At 73.9% G+C, this 14796-nt stretch carries 13 protein-coding genes; 6 read left to right on the forward strand and 7 right to left on the reverse strand.

Annotated features, from left to right (window positions below; translation table 11 throughout):
- Positions 1–7: 7 nt before the first annotated feature.
- Genes ACZ6J5_RS11440 through ACZ6J5_RS11455 form a run of 4 tightly spaced genes read right to left on the reverse strand, consistent with a single transcriptional unit; the run spans position 8 to position 4407 of the window.
- Positions 8–787 carry a CDP-alcohol phosphatidyltransferase family protein gene (locus ACZ6J5_RS11440; RefSeq protein WP_469390166.1) on the reverse strand — a complete coding sequence of 260 codons (780 nt, stop codon included), beginning with the start codon at positions 785–787 and terminating at the stop codon, positions 8–10.
- Complete coding sequence (locus ACZ6J5_RS11445; RefSeq protein ID WP_469390168.1) at positions 765–1826, reverse strand: iron-containing alcohol dehydrogenase family protein; 1062 nt, start codon at positions 1824–1826, stop codon at positions 765–767. The genes ACZ6J5_RS11440 and ACZ6J5_RS11445 overlap by 23 nt, the downstream gene beginning before the upstream one ends.
- Complete coding sequence (locus ACZ6J5_RS11450) at positions 1814–2563, reverse strand: phosphocholine cytidylyltransferase family protein (protein WP_469390170.1); 750 nt, start codon at positions 2561–2563, stop codon at positions 1814–1816. The genes ACZ6J5_RS11445 and ACZ6J5_RS11450 overlap by 13 nt, the downstream gene beginning before the upstream one ends.
- Complete coding sequence (locus tag ACZ6J5_RS11455) at positions 2560–4407, reverse strand: DUF5941 domain-containing protein (protein WP_469390527.1); 1848 nt, start codon at positions 4405–4407, stop codon at positions 2560–2562. Before ACZ6J5_RS11455 ends, ACZ6J5_RS11450 begins: the two co-directional genes overlap by 4 nt.
- Positions 4408–4847: 440 nt before the next feature.
- On the opposite strand from ACZ6J5_RS11455, the gene ACZ6J5_RS11460 reads away from it, so the two are divergent.
- The 3 genes from ACZ6J5_RS11460 (at position 4848) to idi (ending at position 8007) form a co-directional block, all read left to right on the forward strand.
- Positions 4848–5789: a cation diffusion facilitator family transporter gene (locus ACZ6J5_RS11460; protein ID WP_469390172.1), complete on the forward strand. Its 942-nt coding sequence runs from the start codon at positions 4848–4850 to the stop codon at positions 5787–5789.
- 182 nt (positions 5790–5971) lie between these two features.
- Positions 5972–7255, forward strand: coding sequence for a GNAT family N-acetyltransferase (locus ACZ6J5_RS11465; RefSeq protein WP_469390174.1), 1284 nt, complete (start codon positions 5972–5974; stop codon positions 7253–7255).
- A 143-nt stretch (positions 7256–7398) separates the two neighbouring features.
- Positions 7399–8007 carry an isopentenyl-diphosphate Delta-isomerase gene (gene idi / locus ACZ6J5_RS11470; protein WP_469390176.1) on the forward strand — a complete coding sequence of 203 codons (609 nt, stop codon included), beginning with the start codon at positions 7399–7401 and terminating at the stop codon, positions 8005–8007.
- Here idi and ACZ6J5_RS11475 read toward each other — a convergent pair.
- Positions 7973–8512 carry an ATP-binding protein gene (locus ACZ6J5_RS11475; RefSeq protein ID WP_469390529.1) on the reverse strand — a complete coding sequence of 180 codons (540 nt, stop codon included), beginning with the start codon at positions 8510–8512 and terminating at the stop codon, positions 7973–7975. The genes idi and ACZ6J5_RS11475 overlap by 35 nt on opposite strands.
- A gap of 220 nt (positions 8513–8732) precedes the next feature.
- On the opposite strand from ACZ6J5_RS11475, the gene ACZ6J5_RS11480 reads away from it, so the two are divergent.
- A complete protein-coding gene (locus ACZ6J5_RS11480) occupies positions 8733–9476 on the forward strand; it encodes an enoyl-CoA hydratase/isomerase family protein (RefSeq protein WP_469390178.1) in 744 nt (247 codons plus the stop codon).
- A gap of 19 nt (positions 9477–9495) precedes the next feature.
- Here ACZ6J5_RS11480 and ACZ6J5_RS11485 read toward each other — a convergent pair whose 3' ends face one another.
- Both ACZ6J5_RS11485 and ACZ6J5_RS11490 read right to left on the reverse strand, forming a co-directional pair.
- Entirely contained in the window at positions 9496–10116 is a 621-nt protein-coding gene (locus ACZ6J5_RS11485) for a DJ-1/PfpI family protein (protein ID WP_469390180.1), read from the reverse strand.
- Positions 10117–10191: 75 nt separating this feature from the next.
- The gene (locus tag ACZ6J5_RS11490) at positions 10192–11163 is read right to left on the reverse strand and encodes a GlxA family transcriptional regulator (RefSeq protein ID WP_469390182.1); all 972 of its coding nucleotides are present in this window, start codon (positions 11161–11163) and stop codon (positions 10192–10194) included.
- Between the two features lie 123 nt (positions 11164–11286).
- Between ACZ6J5_RS11490 and ACZ6J5_RS11495 the strand changes: the two genes are divergently transcribed.
- Positions 11287–12156 (forward strand): SCO6745 family protein, encoded by an 870-nt coding sequence (locus tag ACZ6J5_RS11495; protein ID WP_469390184.1) that lies wholly within the window; start codon positions 11287–11289, stop codon positions 12154–12156.
- 155 nt (positions 12157–12311) lie between these two features.
- The gene (locus tag ACZ6J5_RS11500) at positions 12312–14714 is read left to right on the forward strand and encodes a Tex family protein (protein ID WP_469390186.1); all 2403 of its coding nucleotides are present in this window, start codon (positions 12312–12314) and stop codon (positions 14712–14714) included.
- Positions 14715–14796: the final 82 nt, after the last annotated feature.

Here is a 14796-nt window from a genome sequence, read left to right on the forward strand (position 1 = left end):
GCGGCCCTCACTTCAGCCTGCTGGAGGCCAGGATCGACACCAGGTGCAGCACGGTCTGCAGGAGCGCGATGCCGGCCAGGACGGCGACGCCGAGGCGCGAGAAGAACAGGTCGCCGCGGAGCTGGTCGGCCACCGCGAGGGCCAGGATCAGCAGCGAGGCCTCGATGCCGAGGATCAGGCGGTGGAACTTGAGCGCCCCGGCGGCCCGGCGGGCGAGCGCCATGCCGGAGGAGCGCGGCTCGGAGGCCGACTCCTTGACCGGCGGCAGTCCGCCCTGGTGCCGGGCGAGGCCGACCAGGTCGGTCTCGGCCTTGATCAGGATGGCGCCGAGCGCGGCGAGGGTGCCGAGGAAGGCCCACAGCCAGTCGATCCGGCCGCTGCCCCACAGGTCGGCGGCGCGCAGGCCGAAGCCGACCAGGACGGCCGCGTCGCACAGGTAGGCGCCGACCCGGTCCAGGTAGACGCCGGCCAGCGAGTACTGCTTCTTCCAGCGGGCCAGCTCGCCGTCCACGCAGTCGAGCAGCAGGTAGAGCTGGACCATGAGCACGCCGAGCAGCGCCCCGGGGATGCCGGGGATCAGCAGGGCGGGGGCGGCCAGCACGCCGGCCAGGGTCATCAGGTACGTCAGCTGGTTCGGCGTGACGCGGGTGTTCGCCAGCTGGCGGGTGATCCGCAGCGAGATCTCCCGCATGTAGAGGCGGCCGCCCCAGTGTTCGCCGCTCCGCCGGTCCTTGACGCCCGGGGGGTGGACGACCGGGCGGAGCTCAGCTACCGATGGCTTTTGCATAGTCGGCGTACGCGTCCCTGATCTGGTCTGTGGACAGGTCGAGGTGCTCAAGAATGGTGAACCGGCCGGGCCGGGTCTGCGGGGCGAACTCCACGGCGCGGACGAACTCGTCCACGCTGAAGCCCATCTCCTCCGGGAGCACGGGCAGGCCGTGCCGCCGCAGGGTGGCGACCATCTGCGCGGACTCCTGGGCGGCGCCGCGCAGGTGCATCGCGAAGGCCGCGCCGAGGCCGCACTGCTCGCCGTGGCTCGCGGCGCGGGCCGGGTAGAGCAGGTCGAAGGCGTGGCTGATCTCGTGGCAGGCGCCCGAGGAGGGGCGGCTGTCACCGCTGATCGACATGGCGATGCCGGACATCACCAGGCCCTCGGAGAGGGTGACCAGGAAGTCGTCGTCGCCGACGCCCCCGGGGTGCCGCAGCACCGCCTCGCCGGCGCTGCGGGCCATGGCGGCGGCCAGGCCGTCCACCTTCTCGCCGGTCTCTCGGTGGGAGAGCTCCCAGTCGGCGATGGCGGAGAGGTTGGAGATCGCGTCGCCGATGCCGGAGCGCACGAAGCGGGCCGGGGCGTCCCGGATCACGTCGAGGTCGATGACCAGCGCGATCGGGGTCGGCACGCCGTAGGAGCCCCGGCCGTTGTCGTTGTCCAGGGTCGAGATCGGCGAGCAGATCCCGTCGTGCGAGAGGTTGGTGGCGATCGCGACGAGCGGCAGGCCCACCCGGGCCGCCGCGTACTTCGTCACGTCGATGATCTTGCCGCCACCGAGGGCCACGACCGCGTCGTACCGCTTGCCGCGCATGGCGTCGGCGAGCTTGACGGCCTCGTCGATGGTGCCGCCCGCGACCGGGTACCAGTCGGCGTCCGGGAGCTCGGGGGCGAAGCGGTCACGCAGCTTCAGGCCGGAGCCGCCGCTGATGGCGACGGCGATCCGGCCGTTGCTGGAGATCCGCTGGTCCGCGAGGAGCGCGGACAGGTCGTCCAGCGCTCCACCGCGGATGTCGACGACGACCGGCGACGGGATGAGCCGGGTCAGTACTGGCACGCGATGTCACGGCCCTTCGCCAGGTCGTCGTGGTTGTCGATCTCCACCCACTTCACGTCGCCGATCGGCGCCACGTCGACGGTGAAGCCCCGGTTGACGAGCTCCTGGTAGCCGTCCTCGTAGTAGAGGTCCGGGTCGCGCTCGAAGGTGGTCTTCAGGGCGTCGGCGAGCTCCTCGGCGGCCTCGGCCTCGATGAGCGTGACGCCGATGTACTCGCCGGTCGCGTCGGCCGGGTCCATCAGCTTCGTGATCTTCTGGACGCCCTTGCCCTCGGCGGTGACGACCTTCATCTCCTCGTCGGCGAGGTTCTTCACCGTGTCGAGGGCGAGGATGATCTTCTGGCCCTGGCCGCGGGCGGCGAGCAGGGTCTTCTCGACCGAGACCGGGTGCACGGTGTCGCCGTTGGCGAGGATGGCGCCCTTCTTCAGGACGTCACGGGCGCACCACAGGGAGTAGGCGTTGTTCCACTCCTCGGCCTTGTCGTTGTCGATCAGCGTGATCGAGACGCCGTACTTCGCCTCCAGGGCCTCCTTGCGCGCGTACACGGCCTCCTTGCGGTAGCCGACGACGATCGCGACCTCGGTGAGGCCGACCTCGGCGAAGTTCTTCAGCGTGAGGTCGAGGACGGTCAGCGAACCGTCGCCCTCGCGGTCCACGGGCACGAGGGCCTTCGGAAGCGTGTCGGTGTAGGGGCGCAGACGGCGTCCGGCACCGGCTGCCAGTACGAGGCCAATCATGCTGTCTCTCCTTCGTCGTGTACGGCGGGTGCTCCGGAGGAGACCCAGAAGCGGACGGACTCCACGAGGACCACGAGGCCGACGGCGACCGCGAGTGCGGTGAGCGCCGAGGTGAAGTCGTTGCCGCGGCTCGCCAGCAGGGCGGCGAGCACGGTCACCACGAGCGTGCGTCCCTCGTGGCCGCCGACGGTGCGCACCAGCCACGCGGGCGGCGCGCCGGTGCCGCCGCGGATGCGGTACACCGTGTCGTAGTGATGGTAGGCGACCGCCGCGACCAGCCCGAATGCGGCGGGAAGCGCCTGGGCCGAGTCGGCCTTGGCGGCCAGCACGAGCACGGTGGTGTACTCGGCGGCGCGGAAGAGCGGCGGGACGAGCCAGTCGAGGGCGCCCTTGAGGGGGCGGGCGACGGCCGCGCCGGCGAACACCGCGTACAGCACGGCGGCGACGACGGTGCCGCGGTCCCCGAAGGGGCGGCCGAGGACCGCGGCGAGCAGCGTGCCGGTGCCGATGAACGCCAGGACGAGCGCGGGCATCGCCGTGAGCCCGGTGCGGCGGGCGAGCCCGCCCGCGAGCGCCGCCAGCGGGCCGGAGTCCGCGAGGTCCGCCAGCGCCCGGGCGGCGCGGTCGGTGCGGGGCGCCTTGCGGGACAGCGAGCGCAGCACGCGGCCGGCGGTGGTGTAGCAGGCGCCGAAGGCGCAGCCGGCGATCAGGGCCCAGAAGACGATCCGGGGGGTGGTGACGGCGGTGAGGACCGCGATCATCGCCCAGCGCTCGCCGATCGGCAGGATGATCATGCGCCGGGCCCAGACCGTCCAGCCGACGCCGTCCAGCTTGCTGGAGAGGGCGAGGCTGGTCTTGGCCGCGGCGCCGGTGCTCTCGGCGTTCGCCTCGTTGAAGGAGAAGTCCACGACGTGCCGGCAGGTCATCAGGACCATCGCGCCGAGCGCGAGCGCCCAGACGTCGTCGCCGTTCCGGGCCGCGCCGAGGGCGAGGCCCGCGTAGAAGGCGTACTCCTTGGCGCGGTCGAAGGTCGCGTCGAGCCAGGCGCCCATCGTCGAGTACTTCAGCGCGTAGCGGGCGAGCTGCCCGTCGGTGCAGTCCAGGACGAAGGAGACGAGCAGCAGCACGCCGGCCGCGACATAGCCGCCGCGCTCGCCGGTGGCGGCGCAGCCGGCCGCGATCAGCGCGGTGAGCAGCGAGGCGGTGGTGACCTGGTTGGGGGTCAGACCGCGGCGCGCGCACCAGCGGGCGATGTAGCGGGAGTACGGGCTGATGAAGAAGGTGGTGAAGAAGCCGTCGTGGGCCTTCACGGCGTTGCGCAGCCGGACGGCCTCCTCGTCGACGGCCTCGACGGCGGCGCGCGCCTCGTGGCGGGCGCCGGGGTCGGCGGGCACGGCGGCCACGAGGGTGCCGAGCTGCGGCCGGTGCACGGCGACGCCGTCGGCGTCGAGCGTGGCGGCGAGGGTGTCGGGGAGGTTCTCGACGACCGCGTGCGCGGTGCCGCCCGGCGGCTCGGCCGGGGCCGGGACGGCGGCCGGGGCGCCGCTCTCGGCGGCGGTCAGCGCGCGGGCGAGCGCCGGGCGGGCCTCGGGCCGCGCGGTGAGCGCGCCGGGCGCGGCGGCGGCCGGGAAGCGGGGGTCGGTGAGGGCGAGCCGGAGGGCGTGCCGGTGGCCGACGAAGCGGGGGTCCACGAGGGCGACGCGCTGTCCGGCGGGTACGGCGGCCAGCAGGCCGCTCGCCTCGTGCGGACCGGAGGCGACCTCGACGTGGAAGCCGAGGGACCGCAGATCGGCGTCGAGCGACGATCCGGGTACCGGCGGGCCGGTGAGGATGGCGGTCGACAGGACGAACTCACTCCTTGGAGCTGACGGACGGGCCGGCGGGGCCCAGGGCACGGCCCCGGGCGCGGCGGCGCGGCCCGGCACCCGGGCGCGGCACGTCGGCTGAGGCTATCGGATGAACGGAAGCGCGAGTTCACCGAGGTTTCGCGGTGCGGACTCCCCCGGGCCCACCCGCGTCCCCGCGCATGCGCCCGTCCTGCGGAGATCATCATGGGCGATCCGCCGCCCGGCCCACAAACCGTCCCCTCGCGGGGGTGGGCGCAGGTTTCGCGACACCGGTCGGCCGATATGCATAACCGCAGGTCAGAGCATATGACAACGGTGTTCAGTACCGTGTTGCACATACCCCCCACCCGTAGTTCACTTGCGAAACGGAGCAGCTGAACCGCGCTCCGCCTGAGCACCACCGACGCTGACGGACGACACGACCGGGAGGCCTTGTCATGGGGGCTGGACACGACCACGGGCACAGCCACGGCGGACCGCCGCCCACGGGCACCGCGGCCTCGGCCTACAGGAACCGACTGCGGATCGCGCTCGGCATCACGCTCTCCGTGATGGTCGTCGAGATCATCGGCGGCATCCTGTCCGACTCGCTGGCCCTGATCGCCGACGCGGCCCACATGGCCACGGACGCCCTCGGCCTCGGGATGGCGCTGCTCGCGATCCACTTCGCCAACCGGCCGCCGTCGGTCAACCGCACCTACGGCTTCGCCCGCGCCGAGATCCTGGCCGCGCTCGCCAACTGTCTGCTGCTGCTCGGCGTCGGCGGCTACGTGCTGTACGAGGCGATCCAGCGCTTCATGGAGCCGGCCGAGACCAAGGGCGGGCTGACCATCGTCTTCGCGCTGATCGGCCTGGTCGCCAACATCATCTCGCTGTCGCTGCTGATGCGCGGCCAGAAGGACAGCCTCAACGTCCGGGGCGCCTACCTGGAGGTGCTGGCCGACGCCCTCGGCTCGGTGACGGTGCTGGTCGCGGCGGGCATCATCCTGGCCACCGGCTGGTCCTACGCGGACCCGATCGCCTCGATCGTGATCGGCCTGATGATCGTGCCCCGCACCGTCAAGCTGCTGCGGGAGACGCTGGACGTGCTCCTGGAGGCCGCCCCCAAGGGCGTGGACATGGCGGAGGTGCGGGCGCACATCCTGGCCCTGCCGGGCGTCGAGGACGTGCACGACCTGCACGCCTGGACGATCACCTCGGGGATGCCGGTGCTCTCGGCGCACGTGGTGGTGAGCCAGGACACGCTGGACGCGATCGGCCACGAGAAGATGCTGCACGACCTCCAGGGCTGCCTGGGCTCCCACTTCGACGTGGAGCACTGCACCTTCCAGCTGGAGCCGGCCGGGCACGCCGAGCACGAGGCCAAGCTCTGCCTGTGACCTGCCCCCGGGGCTGTTAGCCTGGATCGGTACGAACGTGAGTGTGGAAGGAGCTGAGGTTGATGACCGTCGCGATGGAGGCTGCCCGCAGCGGCAGCGCCCGGTCGTCCCTCAGCCTCCGGGTCTCCGGCTGACCTGACCTCACCGTCGGCCGGAACCCACTCACACAAGGGTTTCCCACGTTGTCCGACAACGACATCACCACCACCGAGCTCACCGAGAGCACCGATCTCACCGCCGCCTTCTTCGCCCTGCACCACGGGCTGCCGCGGCAGGGTCCGGGCTCCGACGCCACCACCCGCCGGCTGCTGTCCCTGGCCGGTCCCCTCCCCGAGCGCCCGCGCGTGCTCGACCTGGGCTGCGGCCCCGGCCGCTCCGCGCTGCTGCTCGCCGAGGAGGCGGGGGCCGAGGTGACCGCCGTCGACCTGCACGAGCCGTTCCTGGCCGAGGTGCGCGAGACGGCCGCCGCCCGCGGTCTCGGCTCCCGGATCCACACCCTGCGCGCCGACATGGGCGCGCTCCAGGAGCTGCCCGACGGCTCCTTCGACCTCGTCTGGGCCGAGAGTTCGGCCTGGGTGCTCGGCTTCGACCGGGCGCTCGCCGAGTGGCGCCGGCTTCTCGCCCCCGGCGGCACCCTGGTGCTGACCGAGTGCGTCTGGACCACCGACGAGCCGGGCGCGGCCGCCCGCGCCTTCTGGGACGGGAGCTACCCGCTCCGCACCGTCACCGCGAACGCGGCGGCGGCCGTCGGGGCCGGCTACCACGTCCTGGCCACCTTCCTCCAGCCGGAGGAGGACTGGGACGCGTACTACGGGCCGCTGGCCGCCCGCGCCGAGGCGGCGGACCTCTCGGTGCCCGGCATGACCGAGGCGGTCGCCGGGGCCCGCGCCGAGATCGCGCTGCGCCGCGAGCACGGCGCGGACTACGGCTACGCGGGCTTCGTGCTGCGGCCCGCCGACCCGCGCTGGCGGACCCGGCCGGAGACCTCGGCCGACATCCCCCTCGTACGGGAGATCAACGCGGCGGCCTTCGCCACGCCCGACGAGGCCGCTCTGGTCGACGCGCTGCGCGAGGACCCGGCGGCGTGGCTGCCGGGCCTGAGCGTGGTGGCCGAGGCGCCGGACGGCACCGTGGCCGCCTACGCGCTGATCACCCGCTGCCACGTGGACGGCGCTCCGGCGGCGGCCCTGGCGCCGGTCTCGGTGGCACCCGCGTACCAGCGCACGGGCGCCGGGCAGGCCGTCACGCGCGCCGTGCTCGACGCGGCACGGCTGAGCGGGGAGCGGCTCGTTCTGGTGCTGGGCCATCCGGAGTACTACCCGCGGTTCGGCTTCGTACGTGCGTCCGCATATGAAATCCGGCCGACCTTCGAGGTTCCCGACGAGGCCATGATGGCGCTCGATCTGGACGGTTCCGGGGCTCTGACCAGGGGCATGATCACCTATCCGGCGGCTTTCGGCGTCTGACCCACCGGCCACCCCCGCCCCACCGGAGCGCGTCCGGTGGGGCGGGAGCGGTGATGTCGGGCTGTCGAAGTACGGACAAGCCGCTTTTGTACGGCAGACTGAGGGCGCCCCCGCGAGGGCGAGGACCGAAGCGAAGGATGGGTATGCCGACCACATCAGCCACCGTGGACCACAGCGCCTCGAACGGCGTCCAGCCGCCCGAGGCCGACGCGGCGATCATGCTCGAACTGGTCGACGAGGACGGCGTCACGATCGGTACGGCGGAGAAGCTCGCCGCCCACCAGGCCCCCGGGCAGTTGCACCGGGCGTTCTCGGTGTTCCTCTTCGACGAGTCGGGCCGGCTGCTGCTCCAGCAGCGCGCGCTGGGCAAGTACCACTCCCCCGGCGTCTGGTCGAACACCTGCTGCGGGCACCCCTACCCGGGCGAGGCGCCGTTCGCGGCGGCGGCCCGCCGCACCTTCGAGGAGCTCGGCGTCTCGCCCTCGCTGCTGGCGGAGGCGGGCACGGTCCGCTACAACCACCCGGACCCGGCCTCGGGCCTGGTGGAGCAGGAGTTCAACCACCTCTTCGTCGGCCTGGTGCAGGCCGAGACCCGGCCGGACCCGGAGGAGGTCGGCGAGACCGCCTTCGTGACCGCCGCCGAGCTGGCCGAGCGCCACGCCTCCGCGCCGTTCTCCGCCTGGTTCATGACGGTGCTCGACGCGGCGCGTCCGGCGATCAGGGAGCTGACGGGTCCGGCCGGGGGCTGGTGAACCCCGGGAGGGCGCCCGGGACCCCCTGAGCGGGTCCCGGCGCCTGGCCGGGTACGTAGGGGAGCAGCGGCAGCGCGGCCCAGATGATCTTGCCGCCGCTCGCGGTGTGCTCCACGTCGCAGGCTCCGCCCGACTCCAGGGCGATCTCGCGCACCAGCAGCAGCCCGCGCCCGCCGGTCTGGCCCCAGTCGGCCTCCAGCGCCTTGGGGCGGTAGGGGTGGTTGTCCTCGACGGACACCCGGATCCACTCCGCCCCGATCGCCACCTCCACCGCTATCTCCGGGGAGAGCAGCGCCGCGTGCTTGACCGCGTTGGTGACCAGCTCGGAAACGATGAGGAGCAGCCCCTGGAGGGTGTCCTCGTGGACCGGTACGGCCTGACGGGCCAGCAGATCGCGGACCGCGTGCCGGGCTTGCGGTACGGACACGTCGACCGCGGGAGCGGTGAAGCGCCAGACCCCTTCGTAGGACGGTGGCCGGGCGGGGACGCTCCCGCGGCTCTCCATCATCCGGTTCCCGCCCTCGTGCTCGATTGTCGCCACGGGGTCGAGTCTTGATAATCCGTAGGGGCCCACCGGTCCACTGACCAGAAGTCGACACTTATCGACCAGGTTCTGATCGGGTGAGTATGCCAACGTCAGTTGTTGGACCGCTCTTGACGCGCCGCTGACGCCTTCGGAGGGCGCGCCGGTGTGACGATACTCCCGCCCGGATAGCATCCGGCGCATGGAGCCCCAGCTGACCGTCACCGTCGCCGACCAGGTCGCCACCGTCGTCATCGCGAACCCGGCCAAGCGCAACGCCATGACCGCCGCGATGTGGCGGGCCCTGCCGGGGCTGCTCGCCCCGCTCGCCGCCGACCCGGGCGTGCGGGCGCTGGTGCTGACCGGCGCGGGCGACACCTTCTGCGCCGGGGCCGACATCGCCTCGCTCGGCGAACCGGGCGACGCCCAGCAGGACCTGGCGGTGCGGGCCGAGGAGGCGCTCGCCGCCTTCCCCAAACCGACCCTGGCCTCGGTCCGCGGCTTCTGCGTGGGCGGCGGCAGCCAGCTCGCCGCCGCCTGCGACCTGCGCTTCGCCGAGGAGGGCGCCCGCTTCGGGGTGACCCCGGCGAAGCTGGGCATCGTCTACCCCGCCTCCTCCACCCGGCGGCTCGCCTCCCTCGTCGGCCCCTCGGCCGCCAAGCACCTGCTCTTCTCCGGCGAGTTCGTCGACACCGAGCGGGCGCTGCGGACCGGGCTCGTCGACGAGGTCCACCCGGCGGGCGGACTGGACAAGCGGGTGGCCGAGTTCACCCGGACGCTCGTCTCGCGCTCGCTGCTCACCCAGGCGGCGGCCAAGGAGTTCGCGGACGGGCGGACCGGCCGGGACACGCACTGGGCGGAGCAGGCGCGCGGCAGCGGCGACACCGCCGAGGGGGTCGCCGCCTTCCTGGAACGCCGCGCGCCCCGCTTCACGTACGGGCTCTGATCACCCCCCCGGGGGGGGCTCAGGCCTGGGCGCGCCAGTGGGCGACGATCGCGGCCGGGGCCTTGTCCGGGGAGCCCGCGTCGTACGGCGGCTGCGGGTCGTACTCGGTGAGCAGCTGGATGGACTGCGCGGTCTCGTCGCCGGCGATCCTGCCGAGCAGGTGCAGCGCCATGTCGATGCCCGAGGACACCCCGGCGGCGGTGACGTACTTGCCGTCGAAGACCACCCGCTCGCCGGTGGGTTCGGCGCCGAGGGCCTTCAGTTCGTCCAGGGCGAGCCAGTGGCTGGTGGCCCGGCGGCCCGTCAGCAGCCCCGCCTCGGCGAGGATCAGCGAGCCGGTGCACACCGAGGCCGTCCAGGTGCTGGTCGCGTCGGCGTCCCGCAGCCAGGCGAGGAGCCCGGGGTCGCGACGGGCGTCGGCGTCGCCGGGGCCGCCGGGGACCAGGACGATGTCCGGGCGCGGCACCTCGGCGAGGGCCCGGTCGGCGACGACGGCGAGGCTGCCCTGGTCGTTGCGGACCGGTCCGGGCTCCTTGGCGACGAAGACGGTCTCGGCGCCGGGCAGCCGGCCCAGCAGTTCGTACGCGCCGATGGCGTCGAGGGTCGTGAAGCGGTCGTAGAGGACGACGGCGATCTGCACGGGATGTCCTTTCGGTGGCGGGTGCGGTGGGGCTTCGGTCGCGGTGGGACGTCGGTCGCGGTGGGCGGGGGCCGGTCAGCCGACCGGGGCGTGGAAGCGGCGGCGGTACTCCGCCGGGGCGGTGCCGAGGGACTTGAGGAAGGCGCGGCGCATGGCCTCGGGCGTGCCGTAGCCGGCCGCGCGGGAGACCTCCTCGACACCCTGCCCGGTGTCCTCCAGGAGCCGCCGGGCGTGTTCGAGGCGGACCCGGTCCACGTACCGCCCCGGGGTCGTGCCGGTCTCGGCCCGGAAGGCGCGGGCGAAGTGCCGGGGCGACAGCCGGGCGCGGGCGGCGAGCGCCTCGACCGACAGATCGCCGCCCGGGTGCTCGGTGATCCACTGCTGGAGCTCGCGCAACGGCTCCCGGCGCGCGGTCTGCGCGGAGAGCTGGGCGCTGAACTGCGCCTGGTTGCCCGGCCGGCGCAGGAAGACCACGAGGTGACGGGAGACGGTCAGGGCGACCTCGCGGCCCAGGTCCTCCTCCACGAGGGCGAGCGCGAGGTCGATGCCCGCCGTCACCCCGGCCGAGGTGGCGATCCGGCCGTCCCGTACGAAGATCGGGTCGGGGTCCACCTCGACGGCCGGGTAGCGGCTGGCCAGCTCCGCGCAGGCGAGCCAGTGGGTGGTGACGCGGTGCCCGTCGAGCAGCCCCGCCTCGGCCAGCGCGAGCGCCCCGGTGCACACGGAGACCAGCCGCTCGGTCCGGGCCCCGTGCGCGCGCAGCCAGCCCACGAGGGCCGGGTCGATCCGGCGGGTGCCCGCGCCGCCCGGCACGAGCAGGGTGTGCGGGAGGCCGTCGGCGACCGCCTCCGCGAGGGTGGTGTCGGGGAGCAGCCCCAGCCCGCTGTCGGTGCGGACCGGGCGGCCGTCCAGGGAGGCCGTGCGGACGGGGTAGGCGTCCGGGGCGCCCGAGGCCCGTCCGGCGCCGGAGAAGACCTCCACCGGGCCGGTGACGTCGAGGCTCTGGACGCCGTCGAACAGGACGACGAGTACGGGGCGTCGGAGCATGGCCTCATCCTTCGCCCCGGGCGGGTGCGGCCGCAATGACGGATACCCCACCTTTCCTGCCATGCGCGAGATGACCGTTCCCCGCGTTCCCCGGCGTACCGACCGGTAGGTAAGGTGCGCGGCATGACGAACCTGCCGCCCCGCGCGGGCCGACGTTGCGCCCACTCGATGAACCTGCTGCACGCGACGCTGTTCTTCTCCCCCGACCTGGACGCCGAGTTCGAGGCGCTCGGCGTCGAGGACCCGAACGCGATGCGGCTGGCCGCGCGCAGCGCCCCGCTCGGGGCCGTGGGCGCCGGGACCGTCGCCGCGACCTTCTACAACTACCACCACGAGCTGCTCGCCCGGCACCTGCCGGCCGTCTGGGAGACCGCCTCCCCCTCGGCCGTGCTCGACGCCCGGCTGCGCGCGGCCGACACCACCCTGCACCGGCTGCTGGGCGCCGAGGCCCTCGCCTCGCCCGAGATGGCGGAGGCCGCCGGGCTCGCGCTGCGGGCCGCCGAGGGCTGCGCCCGGCACGCCCGCCCGCTGTACTCCGGCAACGCCGACCTGCCCGTCCCGGACGCCCCGCACCTGCGCCTGTGGCACGCGACGGCCCTGCTGCGCGAGCACCGGGGCGACGGGCACCTGGCGGCCCTGCTGACCGCCGGGCTCGACCCGGTGGAGGCGCTGGTCAGCCACACCGCCACCGGCCGGGGCATGAGCCCTCGCTGGCTCCTCTCCACCCGCGGCTGGCGGCGCGCGGACTGGGACGCGGCCGTGGCGCGGCTGCGCGGGCGCGGGCTGCTGGACGACGGGGACGAGCTGGAGCTGTCGGACACGGGCGCGGCCCTGCGCGAGGCCCTGGAGGACGAGACGGACCGGCTGGACGCGGCCCCGTACGAGCGGCTCGGCGCGGACGGGGTGGCCCGGCTCACCGAGCTGGCGAAGGGCTTCCTGGCCTCGGCGGCGGGCGCGGGCGCCTTCCCGGCCGGCCTGACCGGCAAGGTCTGACCGGCGGGGCCGGCCGGCGGGAGTGACCGACGGGCCCGACCGACGGGCCCGACACCGCCGGCGGCGGGACGGGGCGGGTCGGTTGCCGCGTACGGGTGAGCGACCGGGCACAATGTCTGCGCAACCCAGAGGCACGAGAAGGCGGGTCGGACATCGTGACGACGTCCATCGAGGCAAGGATCGCCGAGGAGCTCGGCGTACGCGAGCGACAGGTGAAGGCGGCCGTCGAACTGCTGGACGGCGGTTCGACCGTGCCGTTCATCGCGCGCTACCGCAAGGAAGCGACCGAGATGCTCGACGACGCTCAGCTGCGCACGCTGGAGGAGCGGCTGCGGTATCTGCGCGAGCTGGAGGACCGGCGGAGCTCCGTCCTCGACTCCGTACGGGAGCAGGGCAAGCTCACCCCGGAGCTGGAGGCGCGGATCCTGGCGGCCGACACCAAGGCGCGTCTTGAGGACATCTACCTGCCCTTCAAGCCGAAGCGGCGGACCAAGGCGCAGATCGCCCGCGAGGCCGGGCTCGCGCCGCTCGCCGACGGGCTGCTCGGCGACCCGTCGGTGGACCCGCTCGCGGCCGCCGCCGCCTTCGTGGACGCGGACCGGGGCGTCGCCGACCCGGCGGCGGCCCTGGAGGGCGCCCGCGCGATCCTCACCGAGCGCTTCTCCGAGGACGCCGACCTGATCGGCGAACTGCGCGAGCGGATGTGGGGCCGGGGCCGGCTCGTCGCCAAGGTCCGCGAGGGGAACGAGGAGGCGGGCGCGAAGTTCGCCGACTACTTCGACTTCGCCGAGCCGTTCACCGCGCTGCCCTCGCACCGGATCCTCGCCATGCTGCGCGGCGAGAAGGAGGACGTGCTCAGCCTGGAGCTGGAGCCGGAGCAGCCCGCCGAGGCGCCCACCGGACCCGCCACCTCCTCCTACGAGCCGATCGTCGCCCACCGCTTCGGCGTGGCCGACCGGGGCCGGCCCGGCGACAAGTGGCTCCTCGACACGGTCCGCTGGGCCTGGCGGACCCGCATCCTGGTCCACCTCGGCATCGACCTGCGGCTGCGGCTGCGCACCGCCGCCGAGGACGAGGCGGTCCGGGTCTTCGCCGCGAACCTGCGCGACCTGCTGCTGGCCGCCCCCGCCGGCACCCGCGCCACGCTGGGCCTCGACCCCGGTTTCCGCACCGGCGTGAAGGTGGCCGTCATCGACGGGACCGGCAAGGTCGTCGCCACCGACACGGTCTACCCGCACGTCCCGGCGAACCGCTGGGACGAGTCGCTGGCGAAGCTGGCCCGGCTCGCGAAGGAGCACGCGGTCGAGCTGGTCGCCATCGGCAACGGCACCGCCTCCCGCGAGACGGACCGGCTGGCGGCCGACCTCATCGCGAAGCACCCCGAGCTGTCGCTGACCAAGGTGATGGTGTCGGAGGCGGGCGCCTCGGTGTACTCCGCGTCCGCCTTCGCCTCGCAGGAGCTCCCGGAGCTGGACGTGTCGCTGCGCGGCGCGGTGTCGATCGCGCGGCGGCTCCAGGACCCGCTGGCCGAGCTGGTGAAGATCGACCCGAAGTCGATCGGCGTCGGGCAGTACCAGCACGACCTGTCCGAGGTGAAGCTCTCGCGCTCCCTGGACGCGGTGGTGGAGGACTGTGTGAACGGCGTCGGCGTCGACGTCAACACGGCCTCCGCGCCGCTGCTCTCGCGGGTCTCCGGCATCAGCGCGGGCCTCGCCGAGAACATCGTGGCGCACCGCGACGCCAACGGCCCGTTCCGCTCCCGGCGCGCGCTGAAGGACGTGGCGCGGCTCGGCCCGAAGGCGTACGAGCAGTGCGCGGGCTTCCTGCGCATCCGAGGCGGCGACGACCCGCTGGACGCCTCGGCGGTGCACCCGGAGGCGTATCCGGTGGTGCGCCGGATGGTGAAGACGACGGGCGGCGAGGTCGGCGCGCTGATCGGCAACACGGGCGTGCTGCGCTCGCTGCGGGCCGACACGTTCGTGGACGAGACCTTCGGCCTGCCCACCGTGAACGACATCCTGCGGGAGCTGGAGAAGCCGGGCCGCGACCCGCGTCCGGCGTTCCGCACGGCCACGTTCAAGGACGGCGTCGAGAAGATCGGCGACCTGGCCTCGGGCATGGTCCTGGAGGGCGTGGTCACCAATGTGGCCGCCTTCGGCGCCTTCGTCGACGTCGGCGTCCACCAGGACGGTCTGGTGCACGTCTCCGCCATGTCGAAGAACTTCGTCAAGGACCCCCGGGACGTGGTGAAGCCGGGTGACGTGGTGCGCGTGAAGGTCCTCGACGTGGACATCCCGCGCAAGCGGATCTCGCTGACCCTCCGGCTGGACGACGAGGCGACCGCCGAGTCCGCCGCGGGCGGCCCGAAGCGGGAGCGCGGCGGAGAGCGGCGCGACCGGGGCGACCGGGGCGGCGAGCGCGGTGGGCGTCCCCCGCAGCAGCGCCGGGGCCAGCCCCAGGGGGCTCCGGCCCCGGCCCCGGCCAACGGCGCGATGGCGGACGCCCTGCGCAAGGCGGGGCTGCTGGGCGAGGGCGGCGGCAAGCGGCGCGGGCGGTGACGTGAACGCCCGACGGGGCCCGGCCGTGGTGCGGCCGGGCCCCGTCGGGCGTTCGCTGGCGGTGACGGGCGTTCGCGGGCGA

The organism is Streptomyces sp. NPDC042100 (assembly GCF_055582325.1).